This is a genomic window from Gemmatimonadota bacterium (genome assembly GCA_016713785.1).
In the GTDB taxonomy this organism is placed as follows: Bacteria; Gemmatimonadota; Gemmatimonadetes; order Gemmatimonadales; family GWC2-71-9; genus JADJOM01.
Map to the genome: position 1 here is coordinate 1,778,279 of JADJOM010000003.1, position 16,693 is coordinate 1,794,971.

The window sequence follows — 16,693 nt, forward strand, 5'->3', positions numbered from 1 at the left end:
GACCATTCACCCAGAGGGGTTCATGCACGAGGAGCTGTTCGCGGCGATGCGGCAGTCGGTCATCGATGGTGATCCGGACGAGGTGCGCGTGCTCGCGCAGCGGGCGCTGGCGCTCGGCATCGACCCGCTCGAGGCGATCAACCGCGGCTTCGTGCCGGGCGTGACGCACGTCGGGGAGCAGTTCGGCCTGGGCGAGATGTTCCTGCCCGACCTGGTGCTGGGCGGCGAGGCGATGAAGGCGGCCGTGGCGGTGCTCGAGCCCGAGCTGGCCCGGCGCGGCGCCCAGCGGGAGAGCCTCGGCACCGTGGTGCTCGGCACGGTGCGCGGCGACATCCACGAGATCGGCAAGACGCTGGTGCAGACCATGCTCAGCGCCAGCGGCTTCCAGGTGCACGACCTCGGCGTGGACGTGCCGGTGGAACGGTTCGTGGGCGCGGTGCGTGAGCTCAAGCCCCACGTGGTGGGGATGTCGGCGCTGCTGACCACCACCATGCCGGGCCAGCGGCTGGTGATCGAGGCGCTGGAGCGCGAGGGGCTCCGCCAGCAGGTGAAGGTGATCGTCGGCGGGGCGCCGGTGAGCCAGGGATGGGCCACCGAGATCGGGGCCGACGGCTACGGCGAGGACGCGATGCGCGCGGTGACGCTGGTGAAGGCGCTGCTCGGACGGGAGGCGCCCGCCGCATGAGGCCGCACGTCACGCTGCTCGACGAGGCCCTGCTCGCCCGGATCACCGGCGAGGCCATCACCCTCCTCGGGGAGACGGGGGCACGGGTGCAGGCCCCGGCCGCGCAGGCGCTGCTGGCCGACCATGGCGCCACGGTGGCCGACGGCATCGCGCGGTTCCCCGAGCCGATGCTCCGCGCCGCCCTGGCCACGGCGCCGCCGCGGTTCCACCTGTACGACCGGGCCGGCGCGCCGGCGGTGGAGTATGGCGGGGAGCGGTCGCACTTCGACCCGGGCTCCTCCTGCGTCAACGTGCTCGACCCGGACACGCGGGCCCAGCGCCCCGCGATGGCCGCCGACCTGGTGCGGCTGGTGCAGGTGGCCGAGGGGCTGCCGGCGTACGCGGCCCAGTCCACGGCGATGGTGTGCGACGAGATCCCGCAGGAGATCGCCGACCTCTACCGGCTCTTCCTGGTGCTGTGGTACTCGGGCAAGCCGGTGGTCACCGGGGCCTTCTCCGCGGGGACCACCCGCGCGATGCTCGCGCTGCTCGAGGCGGAGTGCGGCGGCGCGGCGGCGCTGCGGGCCCGGCCCCGCGCGGTGTTCGACGTCTGCCCGGTGCCGCCGCTGCTCTGGTCGGACTACGCCGGCGAAAGCCTGATCCTGCTGGCGCGCGCGGGGGTGCCGGCGGAGATCGTGTCGGTCCCGCTGGCCGGGGCCACCGCCCCGGTCACGCTGGCCGGCGCGGTGGTGCAGCACACCGCCGAGTGCCTCGCCGGCCTGGCCATCCATCAGCACGCGGCCCCGGGAGCGCCGGTGGTGTGGGGGGGCGCGCCGGCGATCTTCGACATGCGGACGGGCAACGCGCCGATGGGCGCCATCGAGACGGCCATGCTCAACGCCGCCTGCAGCCAGGTGGGCCGGTCGTTCGGGCTGCCCACGCACGGCTACCTCTGCGGCAGCGACGCGAAGGTGGTCGATGCCCAGGCGGGGCTCGAGACGGGCATGGCGGCGCTCACCGGCGTGCTCGCGGGAATCAGCATGATCTCCGGCGCGGGGATGCTCGACTTCCTGGCCTGCCACAGCGCGGAGAAGCTGGTGCTCGACGCCGAGGCGATCGCGTTCGCGCAGCGCTTCGGGCGGGGCATCGAGGCGCGGGGGGAGTCGCTGGCACTGGCGATGTTCGCGCGGACCGGGCGTAGCGGGGAGTTCCTCAAGCTCAAGGAGACCCGGAACCTCTTCCGCGAGGAGCAGTACCTCCCCTCGCCGGTGATCGACCGGGCGTCGCTGCGCGGCTGGCAGGACGCGGGGGCGCTGGACGCCTTTGCGCGGGCCCGCGCGCGGGCCGACCAGCTGGTGGCGGAGTACCGGCGGCCGGCGCTCGCGCCCGAGCGCGAGGCGGCGATGCTCACCCTGATGCGCGCCGAGGCCGCGCGGGTGGGCCTCACGACGCTGCCGGGCACCTGAGGTGCGCACCCTTCCAACCCTGCCCGCGGTGAACGCCGCCGAGGTGCTGCGGGCCCAGGGTGCCGACCCCGCCCGGCTGGGCGCGCGGGCGGGACGGCTGGTGGCCCTGGCGGAGCAGGCGCTCGCGCTGGCCCGGCCGCTGGCCGAGCCCGGGATCGCGGTGACCCGCCATCGGGTCGCCGCCTGCCACGCCGACGTGGTGCTGCTCGAGGGGGGGCACCGGCTCCGGCAGCCGGCGGTGGCGGCGGCGCTGGCCGGCGCGGAGGAGCTGGTGGCGGCGGCGCTCACCCTCGGGCCGGCGCTCGAGGCACGGGTCCGGGCGTACGCGGAAACGGCCCCCGGCCTGGCGCTGGCGCTCGACGCCGCGGGGGCCGCGCTGGTGCAGGCCCTCGCCGCGGAGACGCGGGAGGAGCTGCGCGTCGAGGGGGCGGCCCGCGGACTGGTGGCGGGCACGCCGTTCGGGCCCGGGATGCCGGGGTGGCCGGTGCACCCGGGACAGCGGGAGCTGCTGGCGCTGCTCGAGACGCCCCCCGCCGGCCTCACGGTGCTGGAGAGCGGGATGCTGACCCCGGCCAAGTCGCTCACCTTCCTGCTCGGGCTCGGGCGCGGCCTCTCGCCCGGCGGGGAACCGTGCGCCACCTGCGACCAGGGCGGGCGCTGCAAGCAACGCCCGGCCGGCTGAGGCGACCGGCCATGGCCCTGCCCCTCCGCACCGTCGACTTCCAGCCGCTGGGCCGCCGGGTGGACACGGAACCGACCGCCACCCTGCTCGACGCGGCGCGTGCCGCCGGGGTGGCCCTGCAGGCGACCTGCGGCGGCGCCGGCACCTGCGGCAGCTGCCGGGTGCAGTGGATCAGCGGGGAGCTCACGCCCGCCACGGCGGTGGAGTTGATGGAGCTCGACGCCACGGAGCGCGCCACCGGGCTCCGGTTGGCGTGCCAGGCCTACGCCCTCTCCGACGCGCGGGTGCACCTCCCGGCCGACTCCCTCTGCACCACCCAGCGGCTGCAGCTCGAGGCGCACGGCGCGGTGACCGTGGACCCGCTCGAGGCGGGACCCGGCGGCCTGGGCCTCGCCGTCGACCTCGGGACCACCAAGGTGGCGATGTACCTGGTGGACCTGGCCACCGGGGAGACGATCGCCAGTCGCGCGGCCCCCAATCCCCAGATCGCGTACGGCGAGGACGTCATCAGCCGGGTGGCGTACGCCGGACAGCAGCCGGACGGCGCGGCCCAGCTCACCCGCCAGATCCGCGATGCGCTGGTGGTGCTGGCGCGCGAGGTCTGCGACGCGGCCGGGGTGCGCCGGGCGGCGGTGCGGGAGGTGGTGGTGGTCGGGAACACCGCGATGCACCACCTGCTGGCCGACCTCCCGGTGCGCCAGCTGGGGCTGGCCCCGTACCTGCCGGCGATGACGGGCCCGCTCGACTTCGCGGCCCGGGACCTGGGCTTCGACCTCGAGCCCGGGGCGCGGGTGTACCTGCCGCCGGTGGTGGCGGGATTCGTCGGCAGCGATCACGTGGCCATGCTGCTCGGCACCGGGCTCGACCGCCGCGCCGGCACCGTGCTGGCCGTGGACATCGGGACCAACACCGAGATGACGCTGCTGCATGGCGGCCGCCTCCGCACCTGCTCCTCGCCCTCGGGGCCGGCCTTCGAGGGGGCCCACCTCTCCACCGGCATGCGGGCCGCGCCGGGCGCGGTGGAGGCGGTCCGGATCCGCGGCAACACGGTGCAGGTGCGCACCATCGACGATGCGCCGCCGATCGGCATCTGCGGCTCGGGCATCCTCGACCTGATGGCGGAGCTGCGGCAGGCGGGGCTGCTCAACGAGCGCGGCACCCTCCAGGGCAGCCACCCGGCGCTGCGGTCCGGGGCCAAGGGGCCGGAGATCGTCCTGGCCGGGGCGCGGGAGACCGGCACGGGCCGGGACCTCACGGTGGTGCGGCGCGACCTGCACGAGATCCAGATGGCCAAGGCCGCGATCCGGAGCGGCATCGACGTGCTGCTCGACCGGGCCGGCCTCGGACCGGAGGACCTGGACGAAGTGCTGGTGGCGGGCGCCTTCGGCAGCTACCTCGACCTGCGGAGCGCGCTGCGCATCGGCATGTTCCCCCCGGTGCCCAGGGGCCGGATCCGGCAGGTAGGCAACGCCGCCGGCCTGGGCGCGCGGCAACTGCTGGTCTCCCCGGCGCGGCGGCGTCGGGGGGAGGCGCTGGCGGGGCGGGCGGAGCACGTGGAACTGAGCGGGGAGCCCTCCTTCCGCGATCGCTACCTGGGCGCGCTGTGGATTCCGCACCGCCACCCCGGCGGGGTGGGCGGCGCGGTGCGCTGATCCGGGCACCGGGCCCCGTCCAACGTTGGTGCCGGGCCGCATCGGTGCGCCCATCGGCGCTGCCCCAAATCCCTCCACCCCTGTCCAACTTCAGGCGCCGGAAGCCGTTGATGAAGGACGACCGAGCCCTTTCACCGGCCCTTCAGGTTTCCTTCAGGAGATTGCCCCGATCTTCCGCCCCACATCCCGACCCAATTCATGCTGGATTGCTGCATCCCCCGCCTCCAGCCTCGCCCGCATGGGTCACTGGTTCCTCCCACTGAACCGGAGGTAGTCCCGATGTCCGGAGTCGTACCCTCCCTCTTCCCCGCCAGCGGATCGGTGGAGGAAGAACTCGAGCGCCACGGGGTTTCCCGGCGCGAGTTCATGGAATACTGCAGCAGCCTGTGCGTGGTCCTGGGTGTCGGGAAGACGGCGGCGCCGAAGATGGCGGCGGCGATCCTGGCGGACCGGCGGCCCAGCGTGATCTGGATCCAGCTGCAGGAGTGCACGGGCTGCGTGGAGAGCGTCATCCGGACGTCGGAGCCGTCGATCGGGAACCTCGTGCTGGACCAGATCTCGCTCGACTTCTCCCACACCCTGATGGCGGCCTCGGGCCACGCGGCGGAGTCGGCCGCGAAGACGGTGATGGAGGCGGAGAAGGGCAAGTACCTGCTGGTGGTGACCGGTTCGGTGCCGACGGCGGATGGCGGGATCTACCTGACCATCGGCGGGCGGACGGCGCAGACGGTGCTGGAGGAGGCGGCCGAGGGCGCGGCCGCGATCCTGGCGCTGGGGGCGTGCGCCCACTGGGGCAGCGTGCAGGCGGCGCGGCCCAACCCGACGGGGGCGGTGGGGATCTCGGAGATCATCAAGAACCGTCCCATCGTCAACATCGCCGGCTGCCCACCGATCGCCGACGTGGTGACGGCGACGGTGGCGCACTTCCTGACGTTCGGCCGGCTGCCGTCGGTGGATTCCGACGGGCGGCCGCTGTTCGCCTACGGGGCGCGGATCCACGACCAGTGCCCGCGGCGGGCCAACTTCGACGCCGGGCAGTACGTCGAGAAGTTCGATGACGAGGCGGCCAAGAAGGCGTGGTGCCTGTACCACGTGGGCTGCAAGGGACCGGCGACGTTCTCCCCCTGCCCGATCTTCCAGTGGAACAGCAAGACCGACTGGCCGATCGGCGCGGGGCACCCGTGCATCGGCTGCACCGAGCGCGGGTTCTGGGACACCATGACGCCGTTCTACGACCGGCTGCCGGACGTGGGCGGGTTCGGCATCGAGCAGAAGGTGGACATCTTCGGGGCGGCGCTGGCGGTCGGCGCCACGGCGGGCGTCCTGGCGCACGCGGCCGCGACGGGCGTGCACCAGATGCGGGAGCGCAAGCGTTCCCTGCCCGTGATCGACTCCCCGTCCGGTGGCCCCGGCACCCCTAACGCGTGAGGCGCGAGACACCCATGGCTGCAACGAAAGTCGTCGTCGATCCGATCACGCGCATCGAGGGACACCTCCGGATCGAGGCCCAGGCCGAGAACGGGAAGATCAGCAACGCGTGGGCGACCTCCACGCAGTTCCGCGGCATCGAGATCATCATGCAGGGCCGCGATCCCCGGGACGCCTGGGCGTTCACCCAGCGCATCTGCGGCGTGTGCACGGTGGTGCACGCGGTGGCCTCGTGCCGGGCGGTGGAGGACGCGCTCGGCATCACCATCCCCACCAACGCCAACCTGATCCGCAACCTGGTCCACGGGATGCAGTTCATCCAGGACCACGTGATCCACTTCTACCACCTCCACGCCCTCGACTGGGTGGACGTGGTGAGCGCCCTCAAGGCCGACCCGGGCGGCACCAGCCGCCTGGCCCGGTCGATCTCCCCCTGGCCGAACAACTCCGAGAGCTACTTCAAGGCGGTGCAGGACCGGCTCAAGAAGTTCGTGGCCGGCGGCCAGCTCGGCATCTTTGCCAACGGGTACTGGGGCCATTCGGCCTACAAGCTCCCGCCCGAGGCCAACCTCATGGCGGTGGCGCACTACCTCGAGGCGCTCGACTGGCAGCGGGACGTCATCCGGCTGCACACCATCTTCGGCGGCAAGAACCCGCACCCGAACTTCCTGGTGGGCGGCATGGCCTGCGCCATCAACCTTGAGGACACCGGGACGATCAACGCCGAGAAGCTGGTGGACGTGCAGGCGATGATCCGCCGCGCCCGGGAGTTCGTGGAACAGGTCTACTACCCGGACCTGGTGGCCATCGCCGGCTTCTACAAGGACTGGGCGGCGATCGGCGGCGGCACCCGCAACCACCTCTGCGTGGGCGAGTTCCCCGAGGGCGGCGTCAACGACCTCAAGGACCTCTACTTCCCCCGCGGCATCATCCTCAACGGCGACCTCTCGACCGTGCACGAGTACGACCACAAGCTGGTGAAGGAGTACATCACCAGCTCCTGGTACGAGTACCCGGGCGGCGACGACGTCGGGCTGCATCCCTTCGAGGGCGAGACCAAGGCCAAGTACTCCGGCCCGCCGACCCCGTGGCAGTACCTGCAGGGACTCGACAAGTACACCTGGATGAAGGCCCCGCGGTACGACGGCAAGCCGATGCAGGTGGGGCCGCTCAGCCGCATGCTGGTGGCCTATGCCAGCGGGCATGACGACGTGCAGGGCATCGTGAACGAGGCGCTGGGCAAGCTGGGCGTGGGGCCGGAGGCGCTGTTCTCCACCCTGGGCCGCACCGCGGCCCGCGGGCTCGAGACGGTGCTGATCGCCCGCCGGATGGACACCTGGTTCAACGCGCTCATCGAGCGGGTGAAGGGCGGCGACACCCGCACCTTCGCCGGCGAGAAGTGGGAGCCGTCGACCTGGCCGGCCAGCTGCGAGGGGTACGGCTACCTCGACGCCCCGCGCGGCGCGCTGGGCCACTGGGTGCAGATCAAGGAGGGCAAGATCAGCCGGTACCAGTGCGTGGTGCCGAGCACGTGGAACTGCTCCCCCCGCGACAAGCAGGGGCAGATGGGTCCCTACGAGGCGGCGCTCACCGACAACCACCCGCTGGTGAACCCGGAGCAGCCGATCGAGATCCTGCGCACCATCCATTCCTTCGATCCCTGCATGGCCTGCGGCGTGCACGTGCTCGACGCCCAGGGCAACAAGGTGACTGAGGTGAAGGTGCAATGACCGCCCACACTCCCGCCGCCGGGGCCCCCGGCGGCAACGCCGAGGGCTTCACCCTGGCCCGGAAGGTCCCGCCGCCAAGCGGGAACTACCGCTGGGTGTACCTCTGGGGCGCCCCCCTGCGCGCCATGCACTGGGTGGCCGCCATCAGCCTGCTGGTGCTGGCCGTCACCGGGCTCTACATCGGCAAGCCGTACTTCATCACCTCGGGCGACACCCGGGACCACTTCGTGATGGGCTGGTTCCGGCTGGCGCACTACATCGCGGCCTGCCTGCTGGTGATGACCGGGATCGTGCGGATGTACTGGCTGCTTGCGGGCAACAAGTTCGAGCGGCTCCGCGCCCTCTTCCCGCTCCGCCCGCGCGACTGGGTCAACATGGTGCAGCAGGTCAAGTACTACCTGATGGTGGAGCCCGAGAAGGCGCCCCACTACCTGGGGCACAACCCGCTGCAGCAGATGAGCTATACCGGCATCTACCTCGCGGGCATCCTCGCCGTGGTCACCGGCTTCGCGATGTACGGGCAGGCGGACCCGGACGGACTGATCTACAAGGGCTTCAACTGGGTGGGCATGGCGTTCGGCGGGTTCCCGGTGGTGCGGTTCGTCCACCACGTGCTCACCTGGGTGTTCGTCGCGTTCATCCCGATCCACATCTACCTGGCCATCCGCGCCGACCACCTGGAGCGGACCGGCGTGATCTCCTCGATCATCACCGGCGGCCGGTTCGTCCCGGCCACCCAGCACTACGTGGACCAGGATGACATGTAACGCGCTGGTGCTCGGGCTGGGCAATCCCATCATGGGGGACGATGGCCTGGGCCTCGCCGCGCTCGCGCGGCTGGCCCGGGACTGGGACCTCCCGCCGTCGGTGTCCCTGGTCGACGGCGGCACGTGGGGCATGAACCTGTTGCCCCAGATCGAGACCGCGGACCAGCTGATCCTGCTCGACGCCATCCGGGCCGGCACCCCGCCGGGCACCCTGGTGGTGATCGAGCGGGACGACCTGCCCCGGTACTTCAGCCTCAAGATCTCCCCCCACCAGATCGACCTGCGCGAGGTGCTCGGCCTGGCCGAGTTGCGGGGCACTCTGCCCGCGCTCGCGGTGGCCATCGGCGCCGAGCCGCAGGACGTCGAGCTGGGGACCAGCCTCACGCCAGCCGTCGAGGCGCGGGTGGAGGACGTGGTGCTCCGGGCGGTGGACCGCCTGGCGCACTGGGGCCACCGCCCGGTGCGCCGCGCCGAGCTGGCCCATGCATGAGCTGAGCCTCGCCCTTGAAGTCTGCCGCATCGCCGAGGCGAGCGCGGCACCCCACCCGGCGCGCGCGGTGCGGGCCGTCGCCGTCGAGGTGGGGGAGGACGCGGGGATCGAGCTCGAGAACTTCCGGTTCTGCCTGGAGGCGCTGCTCTCCGACGTGCCGTTCGCCGGCGCGCGGGCCGAGCTCACGACCCTCCCCGGCACGGACCTCAGGGTGACCCACCTGGAGGTGGATGATGGCCGTCCGGACGATTGACGTGCGGGAGCGGGTCATGGCGAAGAACGACGAGCTCGCCGCCCTGGTCCGGCAGCGGCTCCAGGCCTCCGGCGTGCCCTCGTTCAACCTGGTCTCCTCGCCCGGCTCCGGGAAGACGAGCCTGCTGGAGCGCACCCTCGAGGTGCTCGGCGAGGAGCTCGGGATCGCGGTCATGACCGGCGACGTCCAGACCCAGAACGACGCCGACCGCCTGGCCCGCCGCACCGAACGCCTGGTGCAGGCGGTGGTCACCGGCGGGGCCTGCCACCTCGACGCCGCGCAGGTCACGGCCGCCCTGGAGGCGATCGACCTGGAGTGCACCCGGCTGCTGTTCATCGAGAACGTCGGCAACCTCGTCTGCCCCGCGAGCTGGGACCTCGGCGAGACCGCCAAGATCGTGGTGCTCTCCGTGACCGAGGGCGAGGACAAGCCGCTCAAGTACCCCAAGATGTTCCGCATGGCGCGCTACGCCGTGCTCAACAAGATCGACCTGCTGCCGCACCTCGACTTCGACCTGGACCTGGCCGTCCGCTACGCCCGCGAGATCAACCCGGAGCTGCGGTTCTTCTTCACCTCCGCCCGGTCCGGGGAGGGCCTCGACGAGTGGTTCCAGTTCCTCCGGGCGGAAGCCCGGGCCCCCGCCCACCGGTGACCGCCGCCCCGCCGGCCCCGCGCCTCGCCTGCCGCGTCTCGGTGAAGGGCGTGGTGCAGGGCGTGGGGTTCCGGCCGTTCGTCCACCGCCTCGCGCTCCGCCACCACCTCGACGGCTGGGTCCGCAACGCCTCCGGCGAGGTGGCCCTCGGCCTCGAGGGCGAGGGAGGCGCGCTGGAGGCGTTCCTGGCCGAGCTGCGGGCCGAGGCGCCGCCGCTCGCGGCCATCGAGTCGGTGGCGGTGGCCTGGACCGACCCGGAGGGGCTGCAGGGGTTCCGGATCGAGCCCAGCGCCGAGGTGCCGGGCGCCCGGCTGCCGGTGCCCCCCGACGTGGCCCTCTGCCCCGCCTGCGAGGCCGAGCTGCTCGACCCGATGAACCGGCGCTACCGCTACCCGTTCATCACCTGCACCGACTGCGGCCCCCGCTACACCGTCATCGAGCGCCTGCCGTACGACCGCGAACGCACCACGATGCGGGCCTTCACCCAGTGCCCCGACTGCCGCCGCGAGTACGAGACGCCGGGCGACCGGCGGCATCACTCCGAGACCAACAGCTGCCCCGCCTGCGGCCCGGCGCTCTGGTTCGAGACCGGCGGGGAGGGCGCGCCGGCCGCCTGGGACGAGGGGGCGCTGCGGGACGGGGCCGCGTTGCTGGCGGCCGGCGGGATCCTGGCGCTGCGCGGGTTCGGCGGGTTCCACCTGGCCGCCGATGCCACCAGCGAGGCCGCGGTGCACACGCTCCGGGTGCGGAAGGGGCGCGAGGCCAAGCCGCTGGCGGTGATGGTGCGATCGGTGGCGGCGGCGCGGGCGCTCGCCACGGTGAGCCCGGCGGAGGCCGCGATGCTGGAGCGGCCGGAGCGGCCCATCGTGCTGCTGCGCGCCCGGAGCGGCGCCGGCCTCGCGCCCGGGGTGGCGCCGGGGATGGACACCATCGGCGTGATGCTGCCGGCCACGCCGCTGCACCTGCTGCTGGCCGAGGCGCTGGATCGGCCGCTGGTGATGACCAGCGGCAACCTGAGCGAGGAGCCGATCGCCATCGGCAACCAGGAGGCCCGCCGCCGGCTGGCGGTGATCGCCGACGGCTTCCTGCTGCACGACCGCGAGATCCTCAGCCGGGCCGACGACAGCGTGCTGCGGGTGGTGGCGGACGCGCCCCTCTTCCTGCGGCGCTCGCGCGGGTACGCCCCGCTCCCCGCGCGCCTGCCGGTGCCCGCGCCGGTCCCGCTGCTCGCGGTGGGGCCGCACCTCAAGAACACCTTCACCGTGGCGGCCGGGCATCAGGCGTGGCTCAGCCCGCACATCGGCGACCTCGAGAACCTCGAGGGGCTGGAGCATTTCCGGCACACGCTCGCGGGGTACCGCCGGCTGTTCGCGATCGATCCCGAGGCGGTGGTGCACGACCTGCACCCGGGGTATCTCTCCACCCGGGTGGCCCAGGAGCTGGGCCTGCCGGTGACCCTCGCGGTGCAGCACCACCACGCCCACATCGCGGCCGTGCTGGCGGAGCATGGCGAGACCGGCCCGGTGATCGGCGTGGCCTACGATGGCACCGGCTACGGCCCGGACGGCGCGGTGTGGGGCGGCGAGATCCTGGTGGCCGACCTCACGGGCTACCGGCGCATGGCCCACCTGCGCTATGCCCCGCTCCCCGGCGGCGACCTGGCGGCGCGGCGGCCATGGCGGGCCCTGATGGGGTACGCCTCGCTCGACGGCTCGCTGCACACGGTGATCGAGCCGGTGACGGCGCAGGTCGCGCCGACGGAGCTCTCCCTGGTGGAGCGCCAGCTGGCGGCGCGCCTCAATGCCCCGCTGGCCTCGTCCATGGGCCGGCTGTTCGATGCCGCCGCGGCGGTGCTGGGCCTGCGCGAGGTGGTGGGATACGAGGGCCAGGCGGCGATGGAGCTCGAGGCCCTGGCCGACGGCCGCACCGCCTCGGAGTACCCGATGCCGCTCGAGGATGAGCCCGACGGGACCTTCGTGCTGGACCCGCTGCCGATGCTGGTGCGGCTCGGGCTCCGCCGCAAGCGCGGCGGCGACCTCGGCGACCTCGCGGCCGACTTCCACGCCAGCATCGCCCGCGGCACCGAGCTGGCCGTGCGCCGGGTGGCGGAGCAGGCGCAGCTGCACACCGTGGTCCTGGGCGGCGGGGTGTTCCAGAACGCCCGCCTCCTCGCGTCCCTGCGGACCCGGCTCGAACGCTGCCGGTTCCGCGTCCTGACCGCCCGTGACCTGCCGCCCAACGATGGCGCGGTGAGTTACGGCCAGGCGGCCATCGCCGCCGCCCAACTCGCCCGCCGGGCGGAGTTCACCGCTACCTGAGGAGGATCCCATGTGCCTGGGCATTCCCGGCCGCATTCTCGACACCCGGGACGACCGGGGCTTGCTGATGGGCACGGTGGACTTCGGCGGCGTCCGCCGCGAGGTCTGCCTGGCCTACGTGGCGGACGAGGTGAAGGTGGGGGACTACGTCACGGTGCACGTGGGCTTCGCCATCAGCCGGGTGGATGAGGCCGAGGCCCGGCGCACCTTCGAGGTGCTCCAGGAGATGAGCCAGCTGGAGGAGCTCGACTGGATGCGCGAGGTGGCCGAACAGAGCCTGGCGGGTGCCCCGCCGCGGGAGCAGCCATGAAATACCTCGACGAGTACCGCGACGGCGCGGTGGCCCGGGGGCTGATCGCGAAGATCCGCGCCACCGCCACCCGGCCCTGGACGCTGATGGAAGTGTGCGGCGGCCAGACCCACACGATCGTCCGCCAGGGACTCGACCAGCTGCTCGAGGGCGCGGTGGAGATGATCCACGGCCCCGGCTGCCCGGTGTGCGTGACGCCGCTGGAGCAGATCGACAAGGCGCTGCACCTGGCCGGCCGGCCCGACGTGATCTTCACGTCGTTCGGCGACATGCTGCGGGTGCCCGGCTCCACCTGCGACCTGCTGCAGGTCCGCGCCCGGGGCGGGCAGATCCGCGTGGTCTACTCCCCGCTCGACGCCCTGGAGCTCGCGCTCCGGCATCCCGACAAGCAGGTGGTGTTCTTTGCCGTCGGGTTCGAGACCACCGCGCCGGCCAACGCCATGGCGGTGTGGCGCGCCCGCGAGCTCGGCGTGCCCAACTTCAGCATCCTCGTCTCCCACGTCACCGTGCCGCCGGCCATGACCGCGCTGCTCTCCGCCCCCGACAACCGGGTGCAGGGGTTCCTCGCGGCCGGGCACGTCTGCGCCGTGATGGGCTGGGAGGAGTACGAGCCGATCGCCGCGCGGCACCACGTGCCGATCGTGGTCACCGGCTTCGAGCCGGTGGACATTCTCGAGGGGATCCTGATGGCGGTCCGGCAGCTGGAGGAGGGGCGGCACGAGGTGGAGAACCAGTACGTCCGCTCAGTCCGGCGCGAAGGCACGCCCCCTGCCCAGGCGCTGGTGCGCAAGGTCTTCCGCCTCACCGACCGGCAGTGGCGCGGGATCGGCACCATCCCCGGCAGCGGCCTCAGCCTGCGCGAGGAGTACGCCGACTTCGACGCCGAGGTGCGCTTCGGGCTGGGCGACATCACCGCGCAGGAACCGCGCGAGTGCCGCGCCGGGGACGTGCTCCGCGGCATGCTCAAGCCGAACGGCTGCGCGGCCTTCGGCACCCGCTGCACCCCGGAGCATCCCCTCGGCGCGCCGATGGTGTCGTCCGAGGGCGCGTGCGCCGCCTACTACAACTACGCCCGCTTCCGCGAACCCGCGGGCCCCACGGGAGTGGGCTCATGACCGGCGTCCGGTTCGACGGCCTCTCCTGCCCGGTGCCCCTCGACGACACCGAGCGGGTGCAGCTGGGGCACGGCTCGGGCGGCAAGCTCTCCGCCCGGCTCATCCGGGAGCGCTTCCTGCCGCACCTCGGCAACCCCTGGCTTGCCCAGCTGGGCGATGGCGCGGTGGTGACCATCGGCGGGGCGGAGGCGGTCCTCTCCACCGACACCTTCGTGGTCAGCCCGCTCGAGTTCCCCGGGGGGGACATCGGCGTGCTCGCGGTGCACGGCACCGTGAACGACGTGGCGATGATGGGGGCACGGCCCTGCTTCCTGACCGCCGGCTTCGTGCTGGAGGAGGGGCTGCCGCTCGAGACCTTGGAGCGGATCGTGCGCAGCATGGCGGCGGCCGCGAACGCGGCGGGGATCCCCTTCGTCACCGGCGACACCAAGGTGGTGGAGCGGGGCAAGGCCGATGGCCTCTACATCAACACCACCGGCCTGGGCCTGGTCGACCCGGCCTTCCGGCCCGGCCCCGATCGCGCCCGGCCGGGCGACGTGATCCTGCTGAGCGGGGTGCTGGGCCGGCACGGCATGGCCATCATGGCCGCGCGCGAGGGCCTGGCGTTCGAGAGCGCCATCACCAGCGACACCGCCAACCTGGCGCCGCTGGTGGAGCGCCTGAAGGCGTCGGCCGGCGACGCCATGCGCGCCCTGCGCGACCCCACCCGCGGCGGCCTCGCCAGCGCGCTCAACGAGATCGCCCAGGCCTCGAAGGCAGGCATGCAGCTGCGCGAGGACCGCATCCCGGTCCCGACCGACGTTGCCGCCGCCTGCGACATGCTCGGCCTCGACCCGATGTATGTCGCCAACGAAGGGGTGCTCACGGCAATCGTCGCGCCGGAACGCGCCGAGGCCGCCCTGGCCGCCCTGCGCAGCCACCCGACCGGCGCCGCCGCCTGCATCATCGGCACCGTGACCGCCAACCATCCCGGGTATGTGGTGCTGGAGACGCGCATCGGAGGGACCCGGGTGGTCGACATGCTCCCCGGGGACCAGCTGCCGCGGATCTGCTGACGGTACGGCGGTAGGGTGGTAGCACCTACCGCCCTTACCGCCTCACCGCCTAGAACAACCCCTCGATCGACAGGTACCGCTCCCCGGTGTCGTAGCAGAACACCAGCACCCGCGCCCCTGGCGCGAGCTCGGGCAGCTTCTTCGCGACCGCGGCGAGGGAGGCCCCGGAGGAGGGCCCGACGAAGATCCCCTCCTCGCGCGCGGCGCGCGCCGCGTAGCTGAACGCCTCTTCCTCGGTGACCTGGATGGTGCCGTCGAGGGTGGCGGTGTGCAGGTTGGCCGGGATGAATCCGGCGCCGATGCCCTGGATCTTGTGCGGGCTCGGCTGGCCGCCCGAGATGACCGGCGACTTGGCCGGCTCCACCGCGTAGGTCTGGAGCCGGGGCAGCTTCTCCTTGAGCGCCTCGCTCACCCCGGTGAGGTGCCCGCCGGTCCCCACCCCGGTGATCAGCACGTCGATCCCTTCCGGGAAGTCGGCCAGGATCTCCCGCGCCGTGGTGCGCTTGTGCACCTCGATGTTGGCCGGGTTCTCGAACTGCTGGGGCATCCACCCGCCGGGGGTGGCGGCCAGCAGCTCCCTGGCGCGCTCGATCGCCCCCTTCATGCCCTTCTCCCGCGGCGTGAGGTCGAGCTCCGCGCCGTACGCCGCCATGATGCGGCGGCGTTCCACCGACATCGACTCCGGCATCACCAGGATCAGCCGGTAGCCCTTCACCGCCGCGGTCATGGCCAGGCCGATGCCGGTATTGCCGGAGGTCGGCTCGATGATCACGCTGGCCTTGGTCAGCACCCCGCGCTTCTCGGCGTCCTCGATCATGGCAAGGCCGATGCGGTCCTTGATGCTGCCGCCGGGGTTGGCGCGTTCGAGCTTGAGCCAGACCTCGGACTGGGCCCCGAAGAGGCGGTTGATGCGGACGTGCGGGGTGTTGCCGATGGTCTCGAGGATGGTCCTGGCCTTCATGGCGCGAGTCTCCGGAGCGGGAAGCGGGTCGAACCGCTCAGCCGCGCCCGTGCGGGCCGGGGCGGAGCGGAGCGATCAGGAGGGGTGAGGATGCCGGGACGCCGGCCGACATCGGGCCGGCGGCGCGGGCCACGCTCGGATGAGGTAGGCGGATACCATGCTAGATATTGTACTCCAGCAGCGGCTCGTCCGCGACCCGGGGGCGCTCGACGGTCGCGCCATGTGTCACCACCGAGCCCGGCGGCACGCTGTGGGTGAGCCAGACGTTGCCGCCGATCACGCTCCCGGCCCCGATGACGGTGTCGCCACCCAGGATCGTGGCGTTGGCGTAGATCACGACATCGTCCTCGATCGTGGGGTGCCGCTTCTGGCGGGCCAGGTCCTTCCGCACGCTCAGCGCGCCGAGGGTCACGCCCTGGTAGAGCCGCACCCCGTCGCCGATCACGGTCGTCTCGCCGATGACGATGCCGGTGCCGTGGTCGATGGCGAGCGACCGGCCGATGCGGGCCCCCGGATGGATGTCGATGCCCGTCTCGCGGTGGGCGAACTCCGCGATCAGGCGGGGCAGGAGCACCACGCCCTCGGCACAGAGGGCGTGCGCAATCCGGTAGCAGGCCAGGGCCAGGAACCCCGGGTACGCGAGCAGCACCTCGTCCACGCTCCGGGCGGCCGGGTCCGCCTCGCAGGTGGCGCGGGCATCCAGGGCCAGTGATTCCTGGAGCGCCGGCAGCGCGGCCACGAAGCGGTGGCCCACCGCCGTCGCGCGCTCCGGGCCCAGGCCCTGGGCCAGGAGGAACGCGTCGAGCTGCCCCCGGAGCCGCTCCAGCTCCCCGCGGATCTCGGCCGCGGCAGTGCTCTGGCTGGCGGCGAAGTGCGGGAACAGGAGCGCCAGGGCGGCGTGGGTGAGTTCCTCCGCGAGCCGGCCGGCCTGCACCGGCAGCGCGTAGCCCTCGCGCGCGGCGCTCACCCGGCCGATGAAGCCCTGCAGGTCGTCGGTCATGCCCTGCAAGCTAACCGCCGCCCGCCGGACGGGGAGCGGCCCGGGTCCACTCCCCCACGGGAGCCGGCACAACGCGGGGCTGCGGCCGATGGGTGAAGGGCTCCTCATCCACGAAGCGGACACCCCTCGCCCGACAGGAAGGGACGGCGT

16 protein-coding genes are annotated in these 16,693 nt (G+C 72.9%); 14 read left to right on the forward strand and 2 right to left on the reverse strand.

Annotated features, from left to right (window positions below):
* The first annotated feature begins 22 nt into the window (after positions 1-22).
* The 14 genes from IPJ95_16135 (at position 23) to hypE (ending at position 14,582) form a co-directional block, all read left to right on the forward strand.
* The gene (locus IPJ95_16135; GenBank protein ID MBK7925125.1) at positions 23-685 is read left to right on the forward strand and encodes a corrinoid protein; all 663 of its coding nucleotides are present in this window, start codon (positions 23-25) and stop codon (positions 683-685) included.
* Positions 586-2,130: a trimethylamine methyltransferase family protein gene (locus tag IPJ95_16140; protein MBK7925126.1), complete on the forward strand. Its 1,545-nt coding sequence runs from the start codon at positions 586-588 to the stop codon at positions 2,128-2,130. The genes IPJ95_16135 and IPJ95_16140 overlap by 100 nt, the downstream gene beginning before the upstream one ends.
* Before the next feature lies 1 nt (position 2,131).
* The gene (locus tag IPJ95_16145) at positions 2,132-2,812 is read left to right on the forward strand and encodes a hypothetical protein (protein MBK7925127.1); all 681 of its coding nucleotides are present in this window, start codon (positions 2,132-2,134) and stop codon (positions 2,810-2,812) included.
* Between the two features lie 11 nt (positions 2,813-2,823).
* On the forward strand, positions 2,824-4,464 hold the full coding sequence (locus tag IPJ95_16150; protein ID MBK7925128.1) for a DUF4445 domain-containing protein: 1,641 nt from the start codon (positions 2,824-2,826) through the stop codon (positions 4,462-4,464).
* Between the two features lie 279 nt (positions 4,465-4,743).
* Positions 4,744-5,892 (forward strand): hydrogenase small subunit, encoded by a 1,149-nt coding sequence (locus IPJ95_16155; protein MBK7925129.1) that lies wholly within the window; start codon positions 4,744-4,746, stop codon positions 5,890-5,892.
* Positions 5,893-5,906: 14 nt separating this feature from the next.
* A complete protein-coding gene (locus IPJ95_16160; GenBank protein ID MBK7925130.1) occupies positions 5,907-7,622 on the forward strand; it encodes a nickel-dependent hydrogenase large subunit in 1,716 nt (571 codons plus the stop codon).
* Positions 7,619-8,389 carry a Ni/Fe-hydrogenase, b-type cytochrome subunit gene (gene cybH / locus IPJ95_16165; GenBank protein ID MBK7925131.1) on the forward strand — a complete coding sequence of 257 codons (771 nt, stop codon included), beginning with the start codon at positions 7,619-7,621 and terminating at the stop codon, positions 8,387-8,389. The genes IPJ95_16160 and cybH overlap by 4 nt, the downstream gene beginning before the upstream one ends.
* Positions 8,379-8,879, forward strand: a complete 501-nt coding sequence (locus IPJ95_16170) for a HyaD/HybD family hydrogenase maturation endopeptidase (protein MBK7925132.1) — start codon at positions 8,379-8,381, stop codon at positions 8,877-8,879. The genes cybH and IPJ95_16170 overlap by 11 nt, the downstream gene beginning before the upstream one ends.
* Positions 8,872-9,132 (forward strand): hydrogenase maturation nickel metallochaperone HypA, encoded by a 261-nt coding sequence (locus IPJ95_16175; protein ID MBK7925133.1) that lies wholly within the window; start codon positions 8,872-8,874, stop codon positions 9,130-9,132. Before IPJ95_16170 ends, IPJ95_16175 begins: the two co-directional genes overlap by 8 nt.
* Complete coding sequence (hypB, locus tag IPJ95_16180; protein MBK7925134.1) at positions 9,110-9,784, forward strand: hydrogenase nickel incorporation protein HypB; 675 nt, start codon at positions 9,110-9,112, stop codon at positions 9,782-9,784. The genes IPJ95_16175 and hypB overlap by 23 nt, the downstream gene beginning before the upstream one ends.
* Positions 9,781-12,102 carry a carbamoyltransferase HypF gene (gene hypF, locus IPJ95_16185; GenBank protein ID MBK7925135.1) on the forward strand — a complete coding sequence of 774 codons (2,322 nt, stop codon included), beginning with the start codon at positions 9,781-9,783 and terminating at the stop codon, positions 12,100-12,102. Before hypB ends, hypF begins: the two co-directional genes overlap by 4 nt.
* Positions 12,103-12,112: 10 nt before the next feature.
* Positions 12,113-12,412, forward strand: coding sequence for a HypC/HybG/HupF family hydrogenase formation chaperone (locus IPJ95_16190; protein MBK7925136.1), 300 nt, complete (start codon positions 12,113-12,115; stop codon positions 12,410-12,412).
* Positions 12,409-13,527 (forward strand): hydrogenase formation protein HypD, encoded by a 1,119-nt coding sequence (hypD, locus tag IPJ95_16195; protein MBK7925137.1) that lies wholly within the window; start codon positions 12,409-12,411, stop codon positions 13,525-13,527. Before IPJ95_16190 ends, hypD begins: the two co-directional genes overlap by 4 nt.
* Positions 13,524-14,582 (forward strand): hydrogenase expression/formation protein HypE, encoded by a 1,059-nt coding sequence (gene hypE / locus IPJ95_16200; GenBank protein ID MBK7925138.1) that lies wholly within the window; start codon positions 13,524-13,526, stop codon positions 14,580-14,582. Before hypD ends, hypE begins: the two co-directional genes overlap by 4 nt.
* A 49-nt stretch (positions 14,583-14,631) precedes the next feature.
* On the opposite strand, the gene cysK is transcribed toward hypE, so the two are convergent.
* Together cysK and IPJ95_16210 are read right to left on the reverse strand one after the other, a co-directional pair.
* On the reverse strand, positions 14,632-15,543 hold the full coding sequence (gene cysK / locus IPJ95_16205) for a cysteine synthase A (protein MBK7925139.1): 912 nt from the start codon (positions 15,541-15,543) through the stop codon (positions 14,632-14,634).
* Positions 15,544-15,703: 160 nt separating this feature from the next.
* A complete protein-coding gene (locus IPJ95_16210; protein ID MBK7925140.1) occupies positions 15,704-16,543 on the reverse strand; it encodes a serine acetyltransferase in 840 nt (279 codons plus the stop codon).
* Between the last annotated feature and the right edge of the window lie 150 nt (positions 16,544-16,693).